Here is a 24,665-nt window from a genome sequence, read left to right as displayed (position 1 = left end):
AACGGATCAACTTTTGAATGAGCAGATCAATAATTACAAGAATCAGAGTAGCGAAATCAATCAACAATCTTCGTTGAACTGGGGCTACTTTGTCGCCGTAATTTTGGGACTGGTTACTGGTGATTTAGTTAAAGTAAAAATAGCGGCTATCCCACAAATACAAATTTGATTCAGCATTAATTTTGGAAACATGTTTTACACGTTAAATAAGAACTCCCTATTGACGAGGGAGGTTTCTATTTTTAATCCAGGTAACCTTTTAAAACCCAGGCGCGTGAATTGCTACGTAATCTGGCTAATGCTTTATCCTTGATCTGCCTGACACGTTCCCTGGTAAGGTGATACCTGTCCCCTATTTCTTCCAGGCTCTGTGCCTGATGATCACCAAGTCCAAAAAATGCGGTTAATATATCTTTCTCCTTATCCCCAAGTACCTGCATAGAATTCGATAGCTCCACAGACAGGGACTCTTTCATCAATCCCACATCTGTACCAAGTTCATTACTTGATAATACATCCAGTAAGGTATTATCTTCCTCCGTAGAAAAAGGCGTGTCATAAGAAATGTGCCTTCCTGAGCGTCCCAGCGTATCGCTAACCTTGTCAGCCGTAATTTCAAGGGTCTCCGCCAGTTCTTCAGGTGTTGGCTGGCGTTCAAATTGCTGTTCCAATTGTGATGCAGCCTTGGCGATCCTGGCGATATCGCCGACTTTATTTGCGGGTAGTCTGACCATCCTTGATTGATCGTTGATAGCCGCGAGTATGGACTGGCGTATCCACCAAACCGCATACGATATAAATTTAAAGCCTTTGGTTTCGTCAAACCGCTTGGCGGCTTTAACTAAACCTACATTGCCTTCGTTGATCAGGTCACCTAGTGTCAGACCCGAACTTTGATATTGTTTTGCTACGGAAACCACGAACCGTAAATTGGCAGTTGTTAATCTTTCCAAAGCTGCCTGGTCCCCTTCCCTGATTTTTTGCGTCAATGTCACTTCTTCCTGCGGAGTAACCATCGGAATCTTGGCAATATCTGATAAATACTGATTCAACGATGCTGTCTCACGATTGGTGATTGACTCACTTATTTTAAGTTGCCTCATTTATAAAAATATATTTAAGTGAAATGCTTAAGATCTCGCCCCTTAGAATGCGTTGAAAGCAGAGTTGATGCTCAGAAGAGTTGCAGTGTTTAATGATGCCTGCGGAAGTACGCTGGTAAGAGATCCTTGCAATACAAATATAAGTACAAACGAAAAAAATCGTGTTATTTGGATGTCAGAATGCTATAATATCTACCTTTTATCAGGGTTGGGTATATAAAATCTAACCCTTGCAGCCAAATTGTTCCCAAAGTTAATTGACTAAAATTCTATTGTATATCGCTTGAATATCCATTGCCCCTTATTGATACGCAAGGTGCAACAGAGCTGCCAATAGAAAAAGGTAGATTATTATTAGTCCATCTTATTTTGCCTGTGCTCAGGTCTGCAGCTGTGATGGTACTGCTCGCCGGTAGCCCGGCAGCGAGGTTAAGCGTAAAGGTACCGCATGAGTACATCATATCATCCACCTGAAAATTCTGTCCACGAATGCCGGCTCTGTAATTCCATTTTTCAGCACCGGTATTAATATCAGGATTGCTATAGAAAACGCTATACGCAGGCTCATATTACCGGGAACACCCTATTTGCTGCCACCTTAACGGCTGATCTCGTCAGTAATGCCGCTTATTTCAGTATTGTCGGCATTTCTAAAAAAAAGCACCTACCCTACATAGGCGCATTGGCCGGCTTAGCGGCGGGTATCGGTGCCTTAACTTTAACAAAGCCTATTGGCCTCAGCGATGCACCCGTTACCCGAACCAGCAAAACCCAAATATTGACCGTAGCATGGTACACCTTTGGCGGAATTATTGCTAGTTCAGTAATGAAAAGCTTACGTGAATTATAGTATATATATCCGTAAAAAAGGAGGAATTATGCCTTGGTATAATGGCGATTATCCGCCATCATATAAGAACCAACCAAAATATCTTCGTGATAAGGCGGTGGAAATCGCTAACGAAGTTTTGAAGACAACCCATAATGAAGGAGAAGCTATCGCTACCGGCCTGAAACAGGCACGAATTCATTTTGAGCATCATCCGGATGAAGTACCGGCCAATCAAGAACATACGAATGGTGTTTAACCGTTAAGGTTTCGGTAATTTCTTTTGGCCGCTACTTAAATTTACATTTATATATTTGAGCTGAATGGACAACGTCATTTATATACCGGTAAAGTTCGAAGAAGAGCGGTTTGAATTTAAGGGAATCGTACAACGTTTTGGCTATTTCTACAGGATCAGTGTAGTGGTTCAGGATCAGGTCATTCAATTCGAACAAGACGAAGAGGGAAATTATCGTGCGCTTTTAAAAGAAAGTCCAGTCGTTGCTGAAATCTCTTCGGTCAGCAAGCCCTTAATTGAAGCCATTGCCAGGGTGCTAACTTCGATGACCTGATGACAACAAAATGAAGCTCGAGGAATTTACTGCATTATCAAAACTTGACCAGGCGGAATATACCTGGACAGGAAAGTTGATCGGTCAACGAAATGAAGGTTTTGCTAAAATAATGCTTTACACTTTACCGCAATTTTACGTGGAGGTGTTTTATGACACGGATCAAAACGGAATCACAGCTATTGAACCATTTTCGAACCTGGCTCGCCTTACACCTTATTTTACAAGGGAGACTTTTCAAAAAAAGTAATGTGAGATAAACGGAATCTAAAATTCGGCAACAACACTGAATACGTTGTAAATAACCGATGTTACTTCACACCCGCAATTCCTCGCTCAACGCAGCACCATTCCTTTGCTTTTGGGAAACGTTAAACATCGCCTTCGGCAGTGCAATGTCCTGCTTTTTAGTTGTCAAATACGTATTTAGACGCAAAGTCAGAACTAGCTGTAAATTCCTGCGTAGAGCGAAAATTGGCTATTTGAAGGCGATGTTTATCATCTCCAATCTCTACTAGCTGGCAGAAATCAACCAATTGGTCTTCTTCGCTCCATAAAAAAAGCCATCATTTTTTGATGGCTGGGCATATATTATATAGAACCTTTAAAAGGTGTAGTATTACAAACCGGCTACCTGCTCTGCTTTGTTAAAGCCTTCAAAGCTTACAGTACGTATTAGGTTATCTGCTACAAAGTTGGTGCTGTTTACACTTGCAGATTGATTGTGTTTTAAGTTACAGTTGGTAACAGTACCTGTAAGATCGGCAGCAGCCTGGTCGTTTACGGTGATGTTAGCAGTATAAGCGTCCAGTTTTAAGCTGGCAACTGCGTGGTTGTAAAGGTTAACATCCAGGTTGATACCAGATAATTCGCCGAAAGATTTAACGGTTGCGTTATCGTAGGCGCTGATGCTTTGTAATTCTGCTACGGTTACCCAAACCACCAGTTTTTCGGTTTTGTATGAGGAGATGCGTAACACGCTGTTTTGATTTTGAACCAAAGCATTTTCACTGTAGTATTTATCGTAAACTTTAACATTATCTGTTGTACCGTTTGACACATATAATTCTACGTTGCCACGAACCTCAATTTTGTTGATGTGTTTTACATCTGTTAAGGTGGTGCTTACTTTGCTGATATTTTTGTTTGCTGCGAAGGTTGCTGTACTGCTTGCTAATGCTAATGATAACACTGTTGCAATGGTTAAAATTTGAGTTTTCATATTCTGTAATGTTTTGATGATCTGTTGATTGTAATAGCTTATGTGCTAATTACGATAATAAGACGCCCCCATTTCAGAAACGTTACAGCACCCAATAGCCAATACCGGGTATAATATGTAAACAGGTAGTTTTACTCGGCGAACGATGAATTTTTATCGGCGAAAATATCAAGAATTAGGCCTCACTTAAGCCCTTAAACGTATGTGGCGGGAAGCCGGGGCTCGCTCTTTACACTTTGGAAGCATCTGTCTTTAAAGAAATGATAACTTTGAGGATCGACAGAACTATCACTTACATGTATCCGGAAATCAATCAGAACACATTCATAGAAATTCTCCCAATCATATCCAAACGTATTTTACTCACCGAAAGCCGCAGAAATTTAAAAGGTCAATGCCCGTTTCACGATGATCAGGCAACCTCATTGATGGTATCACCGGATTAAAACATTTTTAAGTGCATTGGTTGCGGTAAGGAAGGCGGACCAATTGAATTTGTAATGTATTTGGAAAACAAAAGCCGGGACGAAGCTATTCGTTTACTGGCAGGTCCGAATAGTTAAACAGTCCTATTCCAGCCAAATCACTTTAATAAGCATAAGTCATTTGAGCGGGAACACATTAACCAAATGGCGGCACGCCGGAAAAAATTCATAGCGTAATTAAAGGCCGGTATGATCCGGATTAATAATAAAACCTATGGCATTTGCAGGTCAACCGGAAAACTTATCCCTAAAGAGGGTCTTCGGGCAGTGCCTCATGCCGCTCAGACAATAGAAGGTAAACTAAAACAATTCTGATAAGGGATTCAATGCGGCGAATCGGTCATCAGACGATGTATTTGTTATTATTTGTTCTTGGAATTAAGCTACAGGTAATTCACAGGTAACTAATAGTTAATATTTTGTTCAAATACGCATAATGAACGGATTGGTGAAACAATATCGTTGTATAATGGTACTTCTGCCTGCTTAACCAATAGAGGTTGAGTTATCAACATATTCCCAAAACGCTATGGCAGTAGTATTGATTTACGACTTTAAGGAAGAAGACTCCTACAAGAAAGAATTGGTGAAAGCCTATATGATCCAATGCAATAATTTTAAAGATAAATGGTCAAACCCGGGATCTGAACAATCCGTCGAATTACCGGGCACGACGTTGTGGACGGAATCATGGACATCGTCAGTTTGCATTAAAATGCTGGAAGATGCGTGTAAAACCTATGGCGCAAAACTCGACAAGGTTTTCGCTGTAAACTTTGTCAAACATTCAATTCTTGAAGAAATTTAGTTGATTGGACCGTGTATGAGTTTACCTGCGGAATTCAATTAAAATTTGATATTCCTAGATCCTGTCTCTCCATTATTTATCCTGATTATGATCCTTGTGGATCTTGATTTCCAGGTTTCGGGATGGGCAGGGGGTTTGCCGCAGAAAATTTACCCGTTCCTCGCCACTTAAATGGCCATTAATCCAATGTTTAATGTTTTCCCTTTCCAGGATGGCGGGCATACGGTCATGTATGGCACAAATAGCTGAGTTAGGCGGTACGGTAATCATGAGAAAGGTTGGCAATAACATGCCCGATTTAATATCAAACCAAATATCCCATAAACCTGCTATGTAAAATGGCTTGCCGTCCGTGCGTTCTATCTTGTAAGTAATGTTCCGCGCCGGATTGTATTCAAAGTAGGCTTGCACCCGGACCGCGCAATGTTTCCGGCCAACCAGTTCTTTCCAGGCACTCACCAGGAATAGCGATTCGATCCTGGCATGTTTGTTTTTGCTATGGATACGATCATCATCCAGTGTCAGCAATCCCCAGCGGAATTGCTGCGCTTCAGCCGGATGCGCATCCGTTACCACCGGCAGCATGGAACCCGGCTTCCCACTCGCGTTAGTTCTAGCGGTATAAGCACCGCCGTCGCGCTTCATGATCTTAATATCTTTTTGTTCACCTATCTCTACGTGTCCACACATCTACTAAAAATATTAGAATACAAAACTAATTATTTTAGCAATTAGTTACAAATTTTTTTTATTAAGAAATTCTCCGTGGATTTTAGCATTATCCGGATAAGGGTAGTTAAAAGGTTTTTTTTAATGCTATTTCTTTAAAGTTTTCAAATTTGCCGCTTTAAAGCGAATGCCCAGGTATAAAGTAATTAAAGAAATGGTATTTAAAGCCATGAAACCGTTCAAGAGACGTTTATTTGGTAACGACGATATCTTTCCAGTTTGTGGTGAACTGTTTGCTTAAAAAATCCTGCTTCATAGCCCATTTACGTTCAAAGCTATCTGCCGCCAGGCGGACAGTTCCGCGGCCATACCGGCCGTTGAGCTCATCCATCAGCTCCGCCAGCGCCTGCTCCCGGCTGTGTTCATAATTCGAGAACAGGTTATACTGCACTTCACCCTCGGGGACGATGCCTGTTGCGCGTACACCAGTTTTCAGATAGTGAAATCCCGGCTGCCAGATGGCCCTGATGGCTTGCGCGGCAACCCGTGTCAGCTGGTGGGTGCTGTTAGCAGCAAATGGCACTTTAACGGTGATGCTGGGGTAATGCTGATCATGTTTAGGGTTATGTTTGTTCGTTCGCAGGTAAATAGTTAGTGTCATCGCCATGCTATTTTGCTGACGTAGTTTTAAGGCGACGGTTGCCGCATGCATCGCGACCGCCTCTTCGATCGCCTCTATGTCGGTTTGATAGGTGTTGAAACTCTGGCTGCTTTCAATCCCTTTGGACCGGTCAGCAACATCTTTAATCACATTACAAGGCTTCCCCCATAACTCCTGATGCAGCCGCCAACCTTGTACCGTCATATGCTGGCGTACAAAATCCGCCTGAAGGTCCCGGAAATCCCGGGCTGTTTTAATCCCAAATTCAGTCAATTTATGATAATATTGCAATCCGATACCCCAGACGTCTTCGATAGGAAAATCGCTGACGGTATCGCTGATTTTCTGATCCGTATCTAGTACGAGGAAAGGCCGCTTTCGTTTCTTTGCCGCTTTATTGGCGAGTTTAGCTAGCGCCATCGTCGGCCCCACCCCTATCGTAATCGGCAGGCCGGTGTGCTGCATGACATTCCGGCTGATCATCGCGGTGTGATCATTCAGGTTCAGGTGCTGAATGTTATCCAACGCTAAAAATGCTTCATCAATGCTGTAGACCATCAGCGTGTAAGTATAACGCGCCAAATTGTTCATCAGACGCGCACTCATATCCGCATACAAGGGGTAATTGGAACTGAACATTACCGCATCATGTTCCTTTAACAGCCGGCGTACCATAAATTCGGCGTCGGCCATCCTGATCCCGATGGCTTTGGCTTCATTACTCCTTGCGATTACACAACCATCGTTATTCGACAACACCACCACTACCCGGTCTTTAAGACCGGGATTGAAGAGCCGTTCGCAACTGACGTAGCAGTTATTGATATCAACATGCGCAAACACGGGCGTACCTCCCAATGCGTAATTGCGGCTGCAAAACCGGGTTGAGGGTCAGGGTGACCACGCCCCAGCAGGTCCAGTTTTCGGAGGATTCAATGATAATGGTATCAATTGCTTCATCTGCCTGAAGAATAAGCTTACCTGGTTTCGGGTCATATTCGCGGGTATAAAAATGGCCTTCATGGACAAAAACGACAATACTGCCCGGTACCGGTTCCAAGGCGCGGTCGATTACCAGGACCTGGTCTTTTAAGATATGATGGCTGCGCAGCGCGTCACTGCCCATCCGCATAAAATACGTGTTATCGGGGTCGATGACCGTAATATCTGTGATATCGAGTTCCGGTTCCTCATGCGTGAGCATGGGGAGCCGAAAGCCTAGTACGTCTCTTTTTTCGCGATGCCGCTTCTGCCTGATCATATCCTTTCCTTTACCGGGCTTCAAAAATATAAACTCCGCTTTGTATTTACTAATATTTTTAGCATAATTTTAAACAGCTGATGAGTAAGACGAATGGTCTTTCGGCGTTGACTGTATAGCGGATTAGCTAAGAACCAATCTAATTGGTATACGATCGGGATTTGATATATCTGAACCGGACTAAAAAGATAGGCATATTACCATGGCGAGGAGGTGTACGATCTCCATCCTTATTACTATTCCACTTACATCGGTGTCGTGGCGATTTAAGGAACACCGGGCTGAATTAAAAAAAAGGACATTTAGCATGTCCCTTTTTCCTTTAATCTGAGCAGAAATTGATTGGGGCTTGGACATCCAGATTAAAAGCATGACCAAATTAACAGCAAAGCTACTCCAGCGGACTGTAACTTTTGCAAAGCTCATCAGCAATAGCCGCCCGATAATTTTGTCCGTGGCATCCCCACCAATCGGCCGGATCACTATTTGAACCTGCCACATGGAAGGTATGGCATTCCGGTTCTCACAGATTGCCAGCACGACGTGTTTCAGCGCGCATCAAATCCCTGAAAATCCTTTGCGGGAATCTCTAGTTTGCTTTCCTTTTTGAGCTGAGGTTCAAGCGCCGAACAAAAAGCGACCACGCTGCAAATGAAATCGAAAAAAACGCCAACGACTTCTTTTAATTAAGACCGCCAACAACCCGAGATTGTAAGGCAAACAGGTTAACCAGAAATAGAAGGGGCTTCCTATTACGAGCGATGATCAGTGTGCCGGGTTACCTCAAGGCAATCCAAGGTATTTTCGAATAAAGGCCTATACTAGGGCGGATGGGACTTATAGCCGTGTAGTTCGGTAGGGAAACTTTTTTACCGGGCGGAATTGGGCATAACTAATTATCCGGCAACACTCAAGCTTTTCAAATTCGTTTGAAGAGGTTGGTTCCGTAGCTGCTCTAAGAAAGAATTTTGCTGATTCGGTTTTCTGGTTCGTATTTGTGTCCTGATCGCGCATGCCTTTTCAAAAGCATGTAGACTAAGCTGATCGGGTTCCGTCAGGAACGTGCGGGTGCCGGCACAGCAGAGGACCTTTCCGTTTTGCCATTCGACGCTGACCATTTTGCAACGGATACCCATCGCCAGCACGATGTCTGCCAAACGGCCAGTCAGGTCGTTCGGGAAAACAAGGGTTATTTTCCTTTTTTGGGCGGCCAGCCTGATCGCCTCGAAATGGCTGGGATGTGGCAGATTGCCAATCGCCATAAACAATAACGCATAGGGCGCTTGATAGCGAAAAGCATTTAGGCTGAGGTAGGCAATGGCCTCCATGGCACTGGAGGTGATGATCACCTCCCGGAATCCGCCCGGTCCTACTCTCCACAAACCTGTAGTTACCGGCACCAGGTGAAAATCATTTGAAAACTGTTCGACCTCTCCCCCATAATCAAACGACGGCCCTTCCACATTGAAAAAATCCTGGATGTCAGGCGGCACGCCAAGGTCATCCAAAAAAGTATGTGTCAACGCCCACCCCGATTATACCCAAACCTGATATGTTGATTGTCATCGAACGGTCGCTGGTCCTCCAGGTCTTCGATCGCCGCGTGATAGCCGGGACTCAATTCTTCCGCTTCCGGGGAATTATGCTCTTTCCCAAAGGCGGCATTTAAGCCCTGGTAAACCATATACGAAAGACCGCCATCAACCAATAAGGAGGCGACAAGGGCGAGCCGGTTGGAGCGAATGCCGTGGACATCCGTTCCGGAATAGGTAAGTGTTGTCTTATCCGCTATCTCTACTTCTTTCCCCTTTCGGTAGTTTTCTTTCTGACCGGCCGTCAAAAACTCACTGTTGACCATATCAGGTGCCAGGATCTTCTCTGTATCGGATACGATGAACTCCCGTGTTTCCGGATCATACTCGACCAATACGTCTTTTTTATTGCCTATTTGGTCGGTCGTTACTTTCAGCAGGCTGGCGACCTCACCTTTTTCCAGTTGATGGGCCTCGTTATCTTCTAAAAAGTCAGGTGTTGCCGGTTTGCGGTAGATCGGATGTATCAGCAAGCGCGTTTTACCAAACTCATTGCGTTGCAATGAGATTTTGGCGTCGATGGCTTTAATCCGGATGTTTTTCGCTTCCAGGTTTTGCAGGTGCAGCAGTGCGGTCCTTCTGCCTGAAAGCAGGGCTTTGAGGTCGCCTGGATTGAGCAGGAGCTGGCCCCGTGAGGCCAGTCCGATTGTTTCCAGGTCTTCGAAAGGCAGTTCGCCTTCGTCAAAATTGATGAGGTTCATGTTTATCTTCCGATTTTATGGGTTTGTTCCGCTGTTAATTCCATTTCTTGCGAGGCCGGGTTGTTCCGTGCATCGATAAGGTTGCCGAACAGTTTATCGGTCGGCTTCAGTTTGAACTTCTCGCCGGTATCTGCTTTCTCCATCTCGAAATTCCTGCCTTTTTTATCCAGCACTTTATAGGATGTTCCATTGTAGGGGATCTCCTCCCCTTTGGAAAGGGAAGTATTTAATGTGGCTTCCTGTATGATCTCGCGTTTTTCTTCCCTTCCCAACAATTTGTTGGCAATTTTTTGGGCATCCGCCGCAGCGCGGGACATTTCGAAGGGTTCATCCTTCAGCATTTTTGACCAGGTACCGGTGTAGGCCGGGTGTTGGCCGAAGCTATGACCGATCTTTAATTCCGCGCCGATCAGCATAGCGGCAATGGACGCCCGCAGCTCTTCGGGCGCATACTTTACGGAGCCCAGGTTACCGTCCATCTGGCGGTTCAGACGGCTTTCGTGCCCGGTCCAGTGGGCAAGCTGGTGTATGGCCGCCTGGTAATACCTGGTATCGTTGTCAAATTGCTCGATTTCCGGCAGGTGGATCTCGTCCTTAATTTTATCGTAGAATGCTTCCTCGCCCCCATGTACAATGACTGCGCCGCTATCGCGGATCAGCTTTTCCGCTTTTTCAACAGGCGAAAGATCACCGGGCCTTTGGGTGGCCTTTAGCCATTCGGCCAATGGCGGGATGTCTTTGATCTGGGTTGCGTTAAACAAGAACGCCTTGCCATTTTGCACCTTATCGAACTCTACGGTCCTGGTCACCGTATTGCCGTCATCATCTTTGATCTTGGAACCATCCGGTCGGCGCACAGCTTGTATTTCGTTTTTTTTAGGGAAATTGATCAGCGTTCCTTTTGATCCTTCTTTCACCTGGTAGTTGTTGAAACTGGCGGTATCAGCTGACATCCAACGGGGATCGTCATGGCCTTTAAGTGCCAGATTAATAGCGTTCAAGGCGCTATAGCCTTTACCGGTGATCGGATTTACCGGTGCCACGAAAGCAGGCAAACCATTTTCTTTAATTGGTTTTTGGATTGGGGATGTACCCTCCTTGAACTGTGCCGTCAGTTTTTCTGCTACCTGTACGTACAGTGGTTTGAAGTTTTTACTCATGATGTTTATTGTTTTTTATTGCTTGATAAATGAATTCGAGCGGGTCGACACAGCGCTGATGTAGATAGAGGCTGAAATGCAGGTGCTCACCGGTAATCCGACCGGTTTTCCCGGTAATGGCGATGGGCTGTCCTGCTATGACTTCTTCTCCAGGTAATACCAGCACGTGGCTGAGGTGGCCCGAGACAGATGTAATTCCGTTGCCGTGATCAATCCTGATATGAGTGCCGGACAGATCGTCGTAGGCGACAGCTGCTACGGTACCGTCCATCATGGCAAAGACCGTGTCTGATCTGGCCTTGAAATCGACACCGTTATGAAACGCATATTTGCCGGTGAGGGGATGAAGCCGGTAACCGAAGGAAGAGTTGATCGACAATTTGAGCAGCGGCAGGCAAATGATCCATAGTCCTGCTGCTGTTCTCATCGGGCTTGAGATTTTTCGAGTGCCTGCTCCACCGTGAAGGCCGGTTGGGTTGCCAGATCTAAAAGCTGCGGACGTTCCTGTACGATCTGCAGCGCCTGACCGGAAGACTTCAGCGTGCCGCGATCCTGCAGCAGGGTGATCTTATAAAGCTCCAAATAGTCCCTTTCGCTGACCTTCGGATCAATATCCGAGAGGGCCGCAATGATGTCTTCTTTGGGTTTCAGTTTTAAAAGTTCTTCGCGATCATAAACAGCCTCCCTTCCGGTTTCGAGTGAAACATAGACCTTATTGTCCAGACTTTCATAGTTGACCATGGCAAGCCTGCCCTGTCCCCTCGCCGGGTCATTTTCCAGGCGCGGATCAACGAGCACGAAAGCGCCGTTTAATTCTTGATTTTTCATGTTACATAGTTTTTGGTTTTTGTGGATTCTGCGGCTGCCTGAACAGCAGCACCATGTTTTCTATTTCCTGGGTGATCCGGTTGAAGTTTTGGGTCAGTATCTCGTTGCAGCGGTCACCGAAATCGTAATAGGCCGGTAGCGGTTTATAGTTCTTTTCCTCGCCGGAGATCTCGGCCATATCGAGGTTGATGCGGCAGTTCACTGCGGCCGTTTCAAACTGCCCCGTGAATTTTTCCTGAACGTCAGCTGCAATCACGCCTACCATTTCTCCGGAGTTGAGGGAGGCGATCTTACCGGCAGGAATCAGCACTTCCAGTTTTTCATTCAGGGAGGTGGATGTCTTGTTGCGGTCGATTGACAGCCCTTCGCCAATCTGTTTGGACTTCCCGAAAAGGCGTTCAAGCCATTCCAGCGTTTCCTTATTCCGGACGGATCCCGACAGGACGTTACCAACCACGGCAGTGATTGTTGCTGCGGTATCTTTACCGTACTGCTGGTTAAACTGGGGCAGCTCCTGCAGGCCCATTAAAACGGCGACCTTATTACTTCTGGCCGTTGCGATCAGGTTCTCGACCTTATGAACAAACAATGTGGGCACCTCATCGACGATCAGTGCCGAGGGCAGGTTTCCTTTGGTATTGATGAGCCTGGTCAACCGGTTGATGACGATGGAATAGCAGGCGGAGTTGATGTTCTGGGTGTTGGGATCATTGGCCAGCACGAGCATGCCCGGTGTTTTGTTGTCCGATATTTTCAGGTCGAAATCGTCGCCCGAAAACACCCAGTACGTTTCTTTCGTGGCCAGCCTGCTGATAAATACTTTCAGCGTTCCGATCTGCCCTTCGAGCTGGTCGAATGCTTTGGCATGATAGGCAGTCATGAAGGGCGACATCAATGAGCGCAGTTCCGGTTCTGAAACGAGCGCATTAAAAATTTCCTCGTAAGTGCGGTTAAGCATCGCCAGCACATGCGGCAAACTGGAATATCTGCCATCGGCATATTTGCTCAGAAAATAGATGCAGGATGCCAGAAAGTTGATGGCAGATTGGGTAAAGAACTGATCGCTGCCACCGGACTTATCGCCTTTTTTCAGTGCCTCAACCAATCCTTCGGCAGTTTCGGCGGCATCGGCCAGCGTTCGGATATAATCCGCGCGCCAGGGATTGATGCGGCGGCTTTTCTTGGGATCATTCAGGTTAAGGACATGGAAGGCATAGCCTTTCAATTTACCTTCCTGCCTGGCCTTCAGGAAATGATAGTAAGCGATCTGCCCAAGATCGGGGAATTTAAAGTCGTAAAGACAAACGGCAAATTCCTTGGCGATCAGCTGCCGGATAAAAGGGTTCACAATGGAAAAGCTCTTACCTGAACCGGGCGTACCGATCACGATCGTACCGCGAAAGACGTTGCAGATATTGATCCAGCCGCTGCGCACTTTTCGGTCGTGATAGAACAACATCGGTATATTCACCGAATAGGGCGTTTCTACTTTTTTGACCGGCTGCATGAAGCTTTCGGCTTCCGTATTCCATTTATCCTTACCAAGGCCGGAACTGATCATTTTAGAAATGTTGTCCATCGCCATGCTGATGAGCATAGCGCCGATGACTGAACAGAAAAGGTAGGCCAGGTCGTAACGGCTGGTAAAAGGAAAAACCATCGGCGAGGCTCGTCCCTGGAATGCCTGACAGCCGAAAAAGAGCAACATACCCAGTGCGAGCGGATAAACGATATGTTTTTGGGGATCGAGATCCGTTTTCTTTTTTGCCAGCGTCCCGACACTTACCAGGCAGATCAGCCCGAAGGTGGCCAGTTTACTGTAAAGGAGACAGCTGTATACTGGTATATGGCTGATCTTTTCCAGCGGGGAATGAAAAACGCCCCAAAACGGCGCGTTACGATAAATAAATATGGCGGCTTCCAAAAGAATAGATATATAGATGCCGCATTGCAGGAAGCCATGCAGCTTCTGCTGTTCACGCGTTTCTTCCATAAAGCATTTGTTAATAGATGCTGATGATTATCAGCTGTTTGGGACTGTAAAATTCAGCTGATTATCAGCGCTTAGGTTTGTAAACTACTTCTTCAGCCTCGATATCTTCATTGAGGACATCTTCGATCCCGGGTTCCTGATCTCGTTCCGTGATCGCACGGCTGATCTCCAGTTCGAGGTCTGCCAATTCTGTTTTTAGCTTGACGAGCTGCTTTTCCTGTTCAAAAGGTTTTTCTGTCAACGCTTTGATAGCGGGAATTTCCTTTTCAAGGTCGGCAAGCTTACCCCGGTAAGTGGCTGCAAGTGAAGCCACATGGTCAATGGCATTCAGGAAATACCTTGCGGCATTTTTGGGATTATCTGTATTGGGGATTCCATTGTTTCGCCTGTATTTAACACCTGTTTCCCGGCTCTGCGCATACAGGCTGCGTACATGTTCATATTTGCTGCCTTCCTTGTGCTGCACCCAGGCCATTTCGCGGGAAACAAAAAGATTGAACCCATACAATTCCCCGATCTTCATTTCATGCTGACCCGGATTTTTAGGTTCCCATTTTCTGTAGAGCCGGATTATCTCCGCACCGATAAGGGCAGGGTCAGCTGAATGAAGGGAGGACAGGCTGATCGCGTTGATCTTATTACCTTTTGTATCTTCTTTTAAGACTTTATGGTAAGCATGCTGATCGGCCAGCAATTTGCCGAGCATAGAAGCAGTTCCGCTGCGTTCCTTTTCCTTGTCTTCGAGCAGATAGCGGCTGCGGGCTACATCTTTAAAATGCGAAGATTTATGAGCCTCCAGCTCGGCTACTTTCTTCTCCAGCTTGGTTTTTTCCAGCAAAGAAGTATTTCCGGATAGAATAGCGATATATTCAGAAAAGTTCATCCCGCTTTGTTCATCCATTGCACCTTCGTCGATGACACGTTTGCTCAGCTCGGAATTTTTCATCTGGCTGATGAAGGTTTGTTTGTTTTTCAGCAACCCGAATTTGTAATTGTCCAGCGATTGTTCTACTGCATAGATATAATTACGAACCGTGTTGCCGTAAAACATTTTTGCGACCCAGTTACCCGGTCTTGCACCGCGTCCGTCGCGTTGTTCCAACTCTGATGGCTTCCAGGGGATATCCAGATGGTGAAGTGCAACAATTCGTTCCTGAACATTAAGCCCGGTACCTGCTTTGTCCGTGCTTCCCAGCAATACCCGTATCCCGCCGGCGTTCATCCTGCGAAACAGTTCAGGTTTTTGCTTGTCGGTCCAGTTATGGATGAAGGTGATCTCTCCCTCGGGGATATCGAAATCTTCAACCAGTTTTGTTTTCAGCGCATCATAAACGTTGAAACCATCCGACTTTGGCGTGCCGATGTCACTAAAGATGATCTGCGTGCCCTTATGCTCCGCACTTTCCTTGTATTCCCGCGCGACATTTCGGGCACAATAACTCAGTTTATTGCCGGGATCATCGCTGTAGGCCGAGTCGCTGACAAGCCGGAGATCGACCGCCATTTTTTTGGCATAGTTAGTGGCAATCAGCATTCGGGCCATATCTTCCGCACTACTGAGCGGAGCGCGTCCAATCAGCGTGGCATCGCCTGTTTTCGCGAATTTCATTAACCGTTTGGTGAAGTCCTGCTGTTCGGGTGTCGGCGGAATATTGACCAGTCTTTCGTCAATAACCGGCCTGTCCTGATTAATGTGTTTAGCCGTTTTGTAATCCGTGATCTCATTATAGAAACGCGCAAGTTCCGGCACTTTGATAAAGTAGCGGAACCTTTCTTTAGCCCTGATCTCGTTGGTTACACTGAACTCGAAATCTACTGTTTTCCTTGCATAGACTGCTGCCCAGGCATCGAAGTTGCTGATCTGCTGTCGCTCCATTTCTTTCGGACGGAGGTATTTGAAGATCAGATACATCTCGGTCAGGCTGTTGGATATGGCCGTTCCTGATAAAAAGGTTACGCTGAGATCCATGTCGAACTGCTGCTGCAGCGTCCTGATCGCAAAAAGCATATTCAGCGCTTTTTGACTGCCGGCCATATTCCCCAATCCTGCTACCCTATTGTGCCTGGTCGTGAAGGTGAGGTTCTTGAATTTGTGCGACTCATCAATGAAGAGGTGATCCACCCCCATTTCCTGGAAATTGATGCCGGTGTCCTTGCGGCTTTCCATGGCATAGAGGATAGCGCTTAACTGGGTGGTTAGGTTCTTTTTCCGCACCTCCAACCCTTTCAGCATCGCTTTATTGATGGCAACACCCAGCGTACTTAGGGTTGTCAAATCGGCGGTCACGTTGTCCAGTTCCGTTTGAAAGATCAAACGCTGCATTTCCGGCGACTGCGGAATCATTCCGAACTGATCGTGGGTAAGTATTACGCAGTCCCAGTTATTGTTTTTGATCTCATGGAAGAGGCGCTGCCTTTTGGCCGGCAGGTAGTCATTTTCCCCGGGCGCAAGAATCATCGCGTTCGGATAGGCCTGGCGAAAAGTATCCCTGATTGCGCTGACATTGGCTTTCAAAGCAAGGATCATCGGTTTGTGAACGATGCCGAGCCGCTTCATTTCGACCGCCGAAATAATCATCGTGAGCGTTTTACCAAGCCCTACTTCGTGATCGATCAGGCCGCCCTGATTTTGAATGATACGCCAGGCGGCATCGCGTTGCGAGCTGAAGAGGGACGGAATTCCAAGTGCCTTTAAATCCAGTCCCGGGAATTTAAGAGGACTGCCGTCATACTGGCGAAGCACATAGCAGTTGAACGTTTCATTGTACAGCTTTTCGATGAATTGCTTGTCTTCCGGAGGCAGTTCATCAAGCCATTCGTTATAGCGGTTCCTGATCGTTTCGATCTTACGGTGAGCCGCCTGAATGGCTTCGGTATCGGGTACACGCCGTTCCTTTCCGTCTGCATCTTTAACCGGAAAAGTGATGTGCGGTGCGGTGTTTTCCAGGGCATGCTCTAATAAGGGTCGTCCGGTCAGCTTATCACTTTGTTTGGGAACAACAGAAAACTCCTCATCGGTGGTTGTATTCCCATGACTGTAGGAAACTTTAAAAGTATCAACAGAAGGAAAATAGTTGATCTGGACCGGAAGCTTAAACAGGTCGGACGCGAACCGGGCATAATAACTGACCGGCAACCACCGTTCGCCAAGGTTAAAGTCCAGCAATTCGAAAGGAATAAATGCCGGTTGCACCCGGCGTATCTCCGTCAGGCTGCGCAGGTATTGAAAGTTTTCCGGGTCATCCAAGACAGCCTGTTCGGCCACTTTCATTTTTTCAACCACGTTACCTGCTAAGTAGGCGTCGGTGGTTTCCCAGGCTCCGCTGCCTGGATTTAGCAGTATCTGCTTATCGAGGCGATAAATGATATCCTCCTCGGCAAGACCAGTGAACCCACTGATCAGCCCAAGGTCTACGCGGCCGGTGTCGTTCAGGCATTTCGCCAGCGCGTCAGCCGGATCGGCCGTTTTGAATTCCTGTTCGTTCGGAAACAGCGGGCCTTTGAAGATATCCGAGCGTTCAAACATATCGCCCCGCTTTAATTCCAGTGACGATAGTACCCTAAAACCGAAAGCCTTGTCGAGCAGTAGTCTGGAGCGGTTACCCTGCCTGTTCAGTTCGCCATAGCTATCCAGGAATGAATCGTAATGACGGTTAAGGGCGCTGCGCAGTTCCGGGTAGGCCGTTTTAAATTCACTCTCTTGGAGCGAAAGCTGAAAGTAGGTATCGCGAAGCGACACATAGTTGCGGTAATAAGCCAAGCGTTCACCGGTCTCCAGCGGCGTAAATGTTGCTTCCCCGTTTTGAGGTTCACCAATCAAACCGGGTTTGCCTTCAAACAAAACCAGCGTGTCTTTTTCATACCATGGCCGGAGGTCGGAGAACATTTTGGGGCGATCCGCAGCTAATTTAAAAGATGGTTCGATGCTGGTATCGCCTTCGTACCTGAAATCATAAGCGAAATATTTGAGCCTTGCCGAAAGGGCATCCAGCTCATTCCCCAGTGCTGTGCCGGTATGCCATTTCGCAGGCAATGGTATCTCAGCAATGTTGCTGAATAATTTGTAGAGATACCGGCTGTTTGTTTTCGCCCTTGCGGTCAGCATGACGATACTGTCATGCATGGGTTTCGCTGTCGTACGTACCGTGCTGATGATCCGTGCCGTCTGCTCATCCACCGTGGCCTTATCCATTTCCTTGAGGTAAGCAACCGCCTTATTATTGTTCTCTGCGGGAACGGTATCGAATAACCCGAGCTGGCCAATGGCATTGCCTTCCGTCACTTCAGGCACAGGCAAAAAAGTAAACTTCAGGCCACTGGTTTGTTGTTTTCCAAAATCGATCGCTTCCCAGCGCTGACGGTCAATAAATGCAGCGAGATCATTTTCAAGCTGAGTTTGCAATCCTGCCGCTACGTCGGCCATATCACCGTTTTGCCAGATATACCGGTTAGGTTGTCCGTAAGCATTGGTATCCTCAATAACTTCGTCGCCGATTGCCAATTCCGGATGATCCTGCAGGTAGCCATTCATGTGGTAGTTCCCTTTGGGCCCCACACATTCAACGAGTTCCAGCAACCGGCTTTCAGCCTCACTTAAAGACTGTTTTTTATCGTTCTTTTGAACAACGATCAGGTGCGTACCAACTTCGACGTTCGCATTTTCTTTCATCAGGTTTGCCGGCATTACGGTCAAGCTGATCAGGTCGGCGGAGGTCATCAGATATTTACGCGCAATATCATTGCCCGGGCTGTTCAGGAAACCGTCAGTGACTAAATAAGCCAGGATTCCGCCATCCGCCAGTTTATCGAGGCCTTTGGCAAAAAAATAATTATGGATACGCGAAGAGATGCCGGCGTTGTTGAAGGCCGGATCGTAGACCGAATAATTGCCGAACGGAATGTTGCTGATCACCAAATCGGACTGCCCTTTTTCGTGGGGCCCTGTTTCCTCCAGGCCGCTGACCTGTATGTTGATTTTCGGATCTAACGCCTGGGCAAGCACGGTCAGAATCCTTCCGGTCAACAAGTCTTTTTCCACGGCATTGACTGTTTCCAGGGCGGGAAAGGCCTTAAGGGCTTCCCGTATAAAAACCCCCGCTCCGGCACTTGGTTCATAAAGCCGGCGCGGCAAAATACCGGTTCCACTAAGCGCTCCATAAATCGCCTGCGGTATGGATGGCGGGGTGAAAAATGCGGTAGCTACGCTTGCCGTGATAGAATCGAAGGTGCGTTTATAATCTTTCTCCGAAAGTTTACTTTTTAGCAGTTCATGAAGCTGAACAACCTGGGGCCAAAGTTTGAGATCCGCATTGGACATGTCAAACTGCTGCCCGTCATCTTCACGTCCTGCGGGGTAAAGCACTGCTTTGATACCACCAAATCCCGCGTAGCTGCTCAGCGTTTCAATTTCTTGAGGGGATAGTTCCTGCCCGATATAGTTCAGGGCAATATGAATAGCTGACATATTATCAGCCAGTTGTTTACTGCTGCTAAATGCCATAGCTATTCCTCCTCTAAATAATCAGTAATGGTTCCGATGATCTCGTAGCGCAGGAACCTGTCGTCCTCGTCGAGTCCTTCCAGCAGCGGTGCACATATTTCCTGGATGTTGGTCAGTTCATAGTGCAGTATGCCCTGGTTGATAAAGCGCAGGTAGGCTGCCAGGAATTCCTCTTCCAGTATGAGCCTCAGGTAATCATAGGCTGTCGGCTGTGTCATAAGATTTCAGTTGGGAAGGGTATCCGCTTCGAGGATATCCTTGTAGGAGATTTTCAGACTCATGATGCGTCCTGAAATTTGCTTTTCGCTCAGTTCCGCGATGAATACTTTATTCCCCGGAAAGCTTATTTTTTTAAATACCAGGATATTCCGGTAGCTTTTGGCGAAAGACGGCACGGGAAACAAGGAGAATTCCGGCCGGAGTTCGACGGACTGTACGTTGGAGGCTTTATTTACCTTTTTATCGTCGATCCGGAAACGAAGGTCTTCGATATCGTATTTAAGCCTTGTCGAATTCTTGTAGCTGATATCCAGAAACAGGTAGTCGCCGGCACTGTAGACGTGGTTCAGCTGCCCTGTCAGCCCGAATTGCTTCACTTTCTCCACCTTGCCGGATGGCTTTTCCGCAAATATGGACAGGGCCATGGTTTTCAGTTGATTTTCTGAAAACCCGATACCGGATATGTCCAGCGGCTTCATTGCCGCAGGCAGGATGTTGATCGCTGTTGGGCTGACGTTGGTGCCGGGAACGACGTGGTATTGTGCAATGAACTTTTGGCCGGCGATCGTCACCACGGCATCTTTAAATTTAGAGACCGAGTCTTTGAGCCGGATGCGCAGCACGTTTTTAAGCGGCAGGTCACCTGCCAGTGCTTTTGACGAGATATCAACGTATTGGATGGGTTCAGGTGAAACGAAATGAACTGTCAGGTTTTGCGGTAAATAAACCGTTGGTATGGTGTCCTGCGCATGAACAGCGGCGGAAACCAAAAGGGAGATATAAAAAATCAGCTTTTTCATTTAAATGGGCTTTAAGAAAATTTTAGTTATGCACCTGCGGCGCAGGCATTTGGGATCAATAGCTTTTCTGCGTGTTCTGCAGGGCGCCGGTATCGATCAGGTAGATATAGGAGTTGTATTTCATTTTGGCCTTATTCTTTCGGATCAGGCTGGCTATAGCGGAGGAGGTCGACTGGAACATTTTGTCAACTGAACTCATGATAAACTGGCTGCCGGTCGAATTGCCGTCAATCGTCACCCCCTGAACCGAATTGCTACCCAGATCGCGTGTAAATTCCCGGAATGCCGATGAAGGCACATAAAGTCCGGGCAAACCGTCCAGGTCATAAACTTCCATTTTGACCGGCAGTATTTTGCCGTCTGACAGGATGGTGCTAATACTCAGCGTAACCCGCTGTTCCGAGAAACCGCTGATGCGTGCAAAAACGTAGGTACCTTTGGAGACAGCGTTACCGCCTGCCTTAATGTCTTCCAGGAGCCGCAGTCGCAAACGGGAACCCGCGTAGGCGGTGACGTTCTCATCGATTGCCGCAGTAATAAAATGGTCATTAACGGCAGGCTTTACGGTATTAAAATCATTGTCCGGCGCATCTGCTTTAGTAACTGTGAGGATCTTTTCAGCGGCTTTTTGCCGGGCAGCTTTTTCCTGGGCCAGTTTTTTCTGCTGTTCGGCTTTATAGGCAGGATCGTTCATTTTGCTGACGCTGTCCATATAGGCCATTTGCTGTTTAAAAACCTCCATGGGATCCTTTTCCCGCACGGGATTACCTGTAATGCTTTGTCTTTGCTGACGGGGTGTGCTGTTAAGCATACCGGCAATGGCGCGGTCATGATCGGCTTTGGGAACCGGATTATTATACTTCGCCTTCATAGCATGGTCGATGGAATCCAGGATTTGTTTTTCTTTCCCGGTATAGTTGTCTTTAAACGAGCCACTGGAGGAAGCCTCTTTAGGGATGACATTAACGGCAGAGTAGCCATCAGCGTCTTTGTAGGTATTCCGGTAGGCGTCGAGTTTATCGGCCAGTTCCTTTTTTCTGACAACAGCCGAAACATTGCCGACCGAGCTGTTAAGGCCGGCGTCCTGTTTGACCTCGGTTTCAGGTTTTGAAAAGCCGCTGTGCCAGACATAAAAGAACAGGCAAAGAAACGGCAGGGCGAGCAGGGGCAGCACGTATTTGGGCTGCCTGAAGTTGATCTTCATAGCGTTATTGATTAGCATTAGTGTGAATAATCCGCAGGCAGTCCAAGGCGCTATCAAGCGCCAGGCTGTCTGCGCTGGTAAGCTGCTTTTTAGCGGTGAGGCTGTCAACGGTATGTTTGAGCTGCAGTGTTTGAAGCAGTTCACCGGTTGCCTTCATGATGCGGCTGAAACCTTCGCCGACCGGATCCGGGCGCTCCTTTATGGTAGCTTGTGGTTTATGGTCAGGATGACGAAATACCGTAAAGGAAAGCACGGCAGAAAGCAGCAGCGAAGCGGTCATACCCCCAAAAAAGAACCGGGGATAATTTTTAAGGACTGATCGCATTCCCTTGTGGACTTTGAACAGATAAGGACTGAATTCCTTTTTAAGTTCGCTGAACAGCGTATCCCTTGGATCGCGGTTAGAATGTATTTTTCTCCACATTGTTCAGGTCTTTATTTTCAAGTGTTTTCCAGCCGGTGATGAGCACCCCATGCGGGTTATTGTCACTGCGCGGGATGTCTTTGAGGTAGCCTTCCGTTATTAGTGAGCGGATCACCGTGGAGCTTTTGCGGTCGATCTTCAATTTGCCGTAATACCTGAAATAGCGTTTGGGCATGTCCAGGGTGACAGAGTCCGTTTCCAGCGTGAGTACAGAACTGGAAGAAAGTATGGAGTTAAAAAATCCCTTTTCCTTGAGGTCGTTATACTGCCGCATACCTGTTTCATCAATGAGATACATAGCCTTTTTCATCTGGTATTCCATGTACTTATCGTCAGGTGTTAAGGAAAAAAACAGGGAATGAAAAAGGTCGACGTGTGCGCGGTACTCTGCAGGCCTGTTCAGCTGCATATCGGTCTGACGCGCAAGTATGGGCACGTTATTGTCGAGGATATAGATGTTCTTTTGGGAACCGGCTACCATCCTGTAGGCATAAAAGGCGTTGACGGCAACAATAAGCAGCGCGGTCAGCAGGCTGCCGGCCGACACAAAAATGGCCAGCCTGATCTTGGATTCCATATTTTTGATGATCATGTTTTTGAAATAAAAAAGGCCGCCTTTGAGGGGCAGCCTTCATGTAGCTAGATAGGTTGTTTTTAAAAGAAGCTTCCGGAAGCTTTCCGGGCTACGGACGCAACCGTGCCTGCGCTTCTGCCAAAGGTGGAAGTTGCCGAGCTAACACCGGAGGTCGAAATGATCCAGGTCGATATACTTGGAACGGTGAACATGCAGATGGCGCCGATCAAAAAAGTGATCATGACCGTGCCAAATGACAGGACGCCGTTTCCGGCGAACCAGGCCATCTTCTCCAAATTGGCGCTTAGCCCGTCTTTGCCTACCAATTCCTGGTATTTACTGATCTCAGAAGTGAGCGCATATTCCTGCATCAAACCAATGATATACATGATCAGGTAGGCAATTCCCGAATAGAGGTTTACCGAAATAAAGCGGGCAATCCAGGTGCTAAAGCTATCCCGAAAGGCCGGCAGAATGCTCGCCGCAACCGCGAACGGACCAAGAATGATCAGGATCGTGGAATAGATGATCTGCAGCATAAAGATGACATATACTGACGTTCGGAGTATCCATATCCCGAGCAGTTCCAGCAGCTGGGTAAACAATAACTGCATGCCTATGGTGAGCCGGTTTTTTAACTCGATCAGCGGTGATACTACGGTGCTGATGCCTTGCTTGATGGTGCTGGTCACAGCATCCCAGGCCTGACCATACCACGTATCGCTCTCTTTTTCGGCGACTTCCGTCTGGGCCTGAAATGTGTAGAGGGAATTGGCGACTGCCAGCATCAGGTTAGCGCGGTTTAGCCGCAGATCATTTACAATTGTCTGTTCGCTTTGAAACATCTGTTCGGTTTGATTGGCCACGAGATCGGTCGGGAATGCCAAAACTTTAACAAAAGTTCCCCACCAGAGAATGATCATGGCCAGGCCAAACGGGCGGAGCAGCGGCATGATTTCCATGCGCTTGTCTCCGACCATCATTTCATAGGATTTGATGGCAAAGAATATGATCATCAAGATCGCGGCCAATGCTTTGGCATCCGTGATAAATAAATCGAAGTGATTCCAGACAGAATCTTTCAATCCTTTTAGAAAGGTCATGACCCCGGTTTCATAGACACCGTCACCCTGTAGGTATTCCAGCGTTTTACTGTTCGCAGTATTATCGCCGGAGCTACCTGTCGACTGTGCAAATACTGCCGTCACACCCAGTGACAGCAGGAGGATTAAACTCATAAACTTTTTCATTGGAGATGCTGAAGGACTTTGTTAGCGATCCGGATGTCTGTTTGCGGCGTCCAGTCGGGAACGCCGACCTGGTTGGTTTTCAGCCTTTGCTGCTGTGCGGCCATGGTGATCGTACGCTGCGCTGATGCGGTCCGTATTGCCCAGACCCCTGCAAGCCGGCGGTATTCCTGAAGCATTCGATAATAGGCCATGATCCTTGCCCCCCGGTCCATGTCCGAGTTGTGCGCCCCTTCGATCCGCTCTTTCAACCGGTCGAGCTCATTTTTGTACCAGTCATAAAGGCCTTCAGCTACCAGCTTTGCACTTACCTGCGGGTTAAGCCCGGATAAAATAGATTCGCTAGAATTATCCAATACCGGACTGAATTGATGTTGATAGTACAGCAGCCATAACGGATCTGCGTCTGAAAGTGCGCCAGACTGGTTTGCGATTTCTGCAAGTGCTGTATTGCGTACCGTATCAGACTGGAGTTTATAGTTATTGTCCGTATTGTTCATGGCGGCTACCAGCGACAGCCGCTGGGTTTGTGGTCCCGAGGCGCTTAGCGGCCTTAAATCCGTCTTATGATAATTGGGGTAAAAGAAACCCCAGGTTAGCCAGTAATACGGATTCAGCCCAAGAAAGCCGGAGGTTGGCGTGAATTTGTTTTGATCCCACTGCGTGAAGACCATGCGTTCCTGCTGATAGCGAATGCTTTTGTCATTCACGACAGATTGCGCAAAGGTATGCAGTGCAAAAAGCAGGCAGCTGCAGGTCATTAAGATTTTCTGTTTCATGATTTTTGAATTAGTGATTTAAACGGGTCGTTGA

Annotated in this window: 24 protein-coding genes and 2 pseudogenes; 6 read left to right on the top strand and 20 right to left on the bottom strand. The window is 47.1% G+C overall.

Annotated elements, in window-relative coordinates; translation table 11 throughout:
• Positions 1–242: 242 nt before the first annotated feature.
• A complete protein-coding gene (locus GSY63_RS02975) occupies positions 243–1,103 on the bottom strand; it encodes a sigma-70 family RNA polymerase sigma factor (protein ID WP_166584342.1) in 861 nt (286 codons plus the stop codon).
• Between the two features lie 269 nt (positions 1,104–1,372).
• Positions 1,373–1,564, bottom strand: coding sequence for a hypothetical protein (locus GSY63_RS02970; RefSeq protein WP_166584341.1), 192 nt, complete (start codon positions 1,562–1,564; stop codon positions 1,373–1,375).
• A 417-nt stretch (positions 1,565–1,981) separates the two neighbouring features.
• Between GSY63_RS02970 and GSY63_RS02965 the strand changes: the two genes are divergently transcribed.
• The 3 genes from GSY63_RS02965 to GSY63_RS02955 all read left to right on the top strand — a co-directional run bounded on the left by GSY63_RS02965 (position 1,982) and on the right by GSY63_RS02955 (position 2,754).
• On the top strand, positions 1,982–2,191 hold the full coding sequence (locus tag GSY63_RS02965; RefSeq protein WP_166584340.1) for a DUF2188 domain-containing protein: 210 nt from the start codon (positions 1,982–1,984) through the stop codon (positions 2,189–2,191).
• Positions 2,192–2,255: 64 nt separating this feature from the next.
• Entirely contained in the window at positions 2,256–2,504 is a 249-nt protein-coding gene (locus GSY63_RS02960; protein WP_166584339.1) for a hypothetical protein, read from the top strand.
• A 10-nt stretch (positions 2,505–2,514) separates the two neighbouring features.
• Positions 2,515–2,754: a hypothetical protein gene (locus tag GSY63_RS02955; protein ID WP_166584338.1), complete on the top strand. Its 240-nt coding sequence runs from the start codon at positions 2,515–2,517 to the stop codon at positions 2,752–2,754.
• 369 nt (positions 2,755–3,123) lie between these two features.
• On the opposite strand, the gene GSY63_RS02950 is transcribed toward GSY63_RS02955, so the two are convergent.
• Positions 3,124–3,726, bottom strand: coding sequence for a GIN domain-containing protein (locus GSY63_RS02950; RefSeq protein ID WP_166584337.1), 603 nt, complete (start codon positions 3,724–3,726; stop codon positions 3,124–3,126).
• Positions 3,727–3,986: 260 nt separating this feature from the next.
• Here GSY63_RS02950 and GSY63_RS25160 point away from each other — a divergent pair.
• The 3 genes and pseudogenes from GSY63_RS25160 to GSY63_RS02935 all read left to right on the top strand — a co-directional run bounded on the left by GSY63_RS25160 (position 3,987) and on the right by GSY63_RS02935 (position 5,019).
• Positions 3,987–4,289: pseudogene (locus GSY63_RS25160) on the top strand (CHC2 zinc finger domain-containing protein).
• 39 nt (positions 4,290–4,328) lie between these two features.
• Positions 4,329–4,526, top strand: a pseudogene (locus tag GSY63_RS25155) (TraR/DksA family transcriptional regulator); the annotation flags it as partial.
• Positions 4,527–4,740: 214 nt separating this feature from the next.
• Positions 4,741–5,019: a hypothetical protein gene (locus GSY63_RS02935; protein ID WP_166584335.1), complete on the top strand. Its 279-nt coding sequence runs from the start codon at positions 4,741–4,743 to the stop codon at positions 5,017–5,019.
• 72 nt (positions 5,020–5,091) lie between these two features.
• Here GSY63_RS02935 and GSY63_RS02930 read toward each other — a convergent pair whose 3' ends face one another.
• The 17 genes from GSY63_RS02930 to GSY63_RS02850 all read right to left on the bottom strand — a co-directional run bounded on the left by GSY63_RS02930 (position 5,092) and on the right by GSY63_RS02850 (position 24,631).
• Positions 5,092–5,709 (bottom strand): SOS response-associated peptidase, encoded by a 618-nt coding sequence (locus tag GSY63_RS02930; RefSeq protein WP_166584334.1) that lies wholly within the window; start codon positions 5,707–5,709, stop codon positions 5,092–5,094.
• A gap of 229 nt (positions 5,710–5,938) precedes the next feature.
• On the bottom strand, positions 5,939–7,192 hold the full coding sequence (locus tag GSY63_RS02925; RefSeq protein WP_208094447.1) for a Y-family DNA polymerase: 1,254 nt from the start codon (positions 7,190–7,192) through the stop codon (positions 5,939–5,941).
• The gene (locus tag GSY63_RS02920) at positions 7,176–7,610 is read right to left on the bottom strand and encodes a LexA family protein (RefSeq protein WP_166584332.1); all 435 of its coding nucleotides are present in this window, start codon (positions 7,608–7,610) and stop codon (positions 7,176–7,178) included. Before GSY63_RS02920 ends, GSY63_RS02925 begins: the two co-directional genes overlap by 17 nt.
• 896 nt (positions 7,611–8,506) lie before the next feature.
• Entirely contained in the window at positions 8,507–9,118 is a 612-nt protein-coding gene (locus GSY63_RS02915; protein ID WP_166584331.1) for a hypothetical protein, read from the bottom strand.
• Between the two features lie 11 nt (positions 9,119–9,129).
• Entirely contained in the window at positions 9,130–9,903 is a 774-nt protein-coding gene (locus GSY63_RS02910) for a DUF4099 domain-containing protein (protein WP_166584330.1), read from the bottom strand.
• 2 nt (positions 9,904–9,905) lie between these two features.
• Positions 9,906–11,063, bottom strand: coding sequence for an ArdC family protein (locus GSY63_RS02905; RefSeq protein ID WP_166584329.1), 1,158 nt, complete (start codon positions 11,061–11,063; stop codon positions 9,906–9,908).
• Positions 11,056–11,490, bottom strand: coding sequence for a M23 family metallopeptidase (locus GSY63_RS02900; RefSeq protein ID WP_166584328.1), 435 nt, complete (start codon positions 11,488–11,490; stop codon positions 11,056–11,058). The genes GSY63_RS02905 and GSY63_RS02900 overlap by 8 nt, the downstream gene beginning before the upstream one ends.
• Positions 11,487–11,891 carry a hypothetical protein gene (locus GSY63_RS02895; RefSeq protein WP_166584327.1) on the bottom strand — a complete coding sequence of 135 codons (405 nt, stop codon included), beginning with the start codon at positions 11,889–11,891 and terminating at the stop codon, positions 11,487–11,489. The genes GSY63_RS02900 and GSY63_RS02895 overlap by 4 nt, the downstream gene beginning before the upstream one ends.
• 1 nt (position 11,892) lies before the next feature.
• Positions 11,893–13,884, bottom strand: coding sequence for a type IV secretion system DNA-binding domain-containing protein (locus GSY63_RS02890; RefSeq protein WP_166584326.1), 1,992 nt, complete (start codon positions 13,882–13,884; stop codon positions 11,893–11,895).
• A 64-nt stretch (positions 13,885–13,948) separates the two neighbouring features.
• A complete protein-coding gene (locus GSY63_RS02885) occupies positions 13,949–19,384 on the bottom strand; it encodes a helicase-related protein (protein ID WP_166584325.1) in 5,436 nt (1,811 codons plus the stop codon).
• A gap of 2 nt (positions 19,385–19,386) precedes the next feature.
• Positions 19,387–19,602, bottom strand: coding sequence for a hypothetical protein (locus tag GSY63_RS02880; RefSeq protein WP_166584324.1), 216 nt, complete (start codon positions 19,600–19,602; stop codon positions 19,387–19,389).
• Between the two features lie 6 nt (positions 19,603–19,608).
• Positions 19,609–20,403 (bottom strand): DUF4138 domain-containing protein, encoded by a 795-nt coding sequence (locus tag GSY63_RS02875; RefSeq protein ID WP_166584323.1) that lies wholly within the window; start codon positions 20,401–20,403, stop codon positions 19,609–19,611.
• Positions 20,404–20,458: 55 nt separating this feature from the next.
• Positions 20,459–21,664 carry a conjugative transposon protein TraM gene (locus GSY63_RS02870; RefSeq protein WP_243749138.1) on the bottom strand — a complete coding sequence of 402 codons (1,206 nt, stop codon included), beginning with the start codon at positions 21,662–21,664 and terminating at the stop codon, positions 20,459–20,461.
• Positions 21,612–22,031 carry a hypothetical protein gene (locus GSY63_RS02865; protein WP_166584322.1) on the bottom strand — a complete coding sequence of 140 codons (420 nt, stop codon included), beginning with the start codon at positions 22,029–22,031 and terminating at the stop codon, positions 21,612–21,614. The genes GSY63_RS02870 and GSY63_RS02865 overlap by 53 nt, the downstream gene beginning before the upstream one ends.
• Positions 22,009–22,623 (bottom strand): conjugative transposon protein TraK, encoded by a 615-nt coding sequence (gene traK / locus GSY63_RS02860; RefSeq protein ID WP_166584321.1) that lies wholly within the window; start codon positions 22,621–22,623, stop codon positions 22,009–22,011. Before traK ends, GSY63_RS02865 begins: the two co-directional genes overlap by 23 nt.
• A gap of 62 nt (positions 22,624–22,685) precedes the next feature.
• Positions 22,686–23,855, bottom strand: a complete 1,170-nt coding sequence (locus GSY63_RS02855; RefSeq protein ID WP_166584320.1) for a plasmid transfer protein — start codon at positions 23,853–23,855, stop codon at positions 22,686–22,688.
• On the bottom strand, positions 23,852–24,631 hold the full coding sequence (locus tag GSY63_RS02850) for a hypothetical protein (protein WP_166584319.1): 780 nt from the start codon (positions 24,629–24,631) through the stop codon (positions 23,852–23,854). The genes GSY63_RS02855 and GSY63_RS02850 overlap by 4 nt, the downstream gene beginning before the upstream one ends.
• Positions 24,632–24,665: the final 34 nt, after the last annotated feature.

The sequence above is a fragment of the Mucilaginibacter agri genome (genome assembly GCF_009928685.1).
In the GTDB taxonomy this organism is placed as follows: Bacteria; Bacteroidota; Bacteroidia; order Sphingobacteriales; family Sphingobacteriaceae; genus Mucilaginibacter; species Mucilaginibacter agri.
The sequence above is the reverse complement of the archived record's forward strand: the minus strand, read 5'-3'. Positions and strand labels throughout refer to the sequence as shown.

Coding starts and splice junctions, on each gene's coding strand:
- GSY63_RS02875 (WP_166584323.1), bottom strand. CDS start 20,403: ATGAAAAAGCTGATTTTTTATATCTCCCTTTTGGTTTCCGCCGCTGTT.
- GSY63_RS02930 (WP_166584334.1), bottom strand. CDS start 5,709: ATGTGTGGACACGTAGAGATAGGTGAACAAAAAGATATTAAGATCATG.
- GSY63_RS02960 (WP_166584339.1), top strand. CDS start 2,256: ATGGACAACGTCATTTATATACCGGTAAAGTTCGAAGAAGAGCGGTTT.
- GSY63_RS02890 (WP_166584326.1), bottom strand. CDS start 13,884: ATGGAAGAAACGCGTGAACAGCAGAAGCTGCATGGCTTCCTGCAATGC.
- GSY63_RS02965 (WP_166584340.1), top strand. CDS start 1,982: ATGCCTTGGTATAATGGCGATTATCCGCCATCATATAAGAACCAACCA.
- GSY63_RS02910 (WP_166584330.1), bottom strand. CDS start 9,903: ATGAACCTCATCAATTTTGACGAAGGCGAACTGCCTTTCGAAGACCTG.
- GSY63_RS02955 (WP_166584338.1), top strand. CDS start 2,515: ATGAAGCTCGAGGAATTTACTGCATTATCAAAACTTGACCAGGCGGAA.
- GSY63_RS02975 (WP_166584342.1), bottom strand. CDS start 1,103: ATGAGGCAACTTAAAATAAGTGAGTCAATCACCAATCGTGAGACAGCA.
- GSY63_RS02855 (WP_166584320.1), bottom strand. CDS start 23,855: ATGAAAAAGTTTATGAGTTTAATCCTCCTGCTGTCACTGGGTGTGACG.
- GSY63_RS02885 (WP_166584325.1), bottom strand. CDS start 19,384: ATGGCATTTAGCAGCAGTAAACAACTGGCTGATAATATGTCAGCTATT.
- GSY63_RS02905 (WP_166584329.1), bottom strand. CDS start 11,063: ATGAGTAAAAACTTCAAACCACTGTACGTACAGGTAGCAGAAAAACTG.
- GSY63_RS02880 (WP_166584324.1), bottom strand. CDS start 19,602: ATGACACAGCCGACAGCCTATGATTACCTGAGGCTCATACTGGAAGAG.
- GSY63_RS02850 (WP_166584319.1), bottom strand. CDS start 24,631: ATGAAACAGAAAATCTTAATGACCTGCAGCTGCCTGCTTTTTGCACTG.
- GSY63_RS02900 (WP_166584328.1), bottom strand. CDS start 11,490: ATGAGAACAGCAGCAGGACTATGGATCATTTGCCTGCCGCTGCTCAAA.
- traK (WP_166584321.1), bottom strand. CDS start 22,623: ATGATCATCAAAAATATGGAATCCAAGATCAGGCTGGCCATTTTTGTG.
- GSY63_RS02935 (WP_166584335.1), top strand. CDS start 4,741: ATGGCAGTAGTATTGATTTACGACTTTAAGGAAGAAGACTCCTACAAG.
- GSY63_RS02950 (WP_166584337.1), bottom strand. CDS start 3,726: ATGAAAACTCAAATTTTAACCATTGCAACAGTGTTATCATTAGCATTA.
- GSY63_RS02920 (WP_166584332.1), bottom strand. CDS start 7,610: ATGATCAGGCAGAAGCGGCATCGCGAAAAAAGAGACGTACTAGGCTTT.
- GSY63_RS02865 (WP_166584322.1), bottom strand. CDS start 22,031: ATGTGGAGAAAAATACATTCTAACCGCGATCCAAGGGATACGCTGTTC.
- GSY63_RS02970 (WP_166584341.1), bottom strand. CDS start 1,564: ATGATGTACTCATGCGGTACCTTTACGCTTAACCTCGCTGCCGGGCTA.
- GSY63_RS02895 (WP_166584327.1), bottom strand. CDS start 11,891: ATGAAAAATCAAGAATTAAACGGCGCTTTCGTGCTCGTTGATCCGCGC.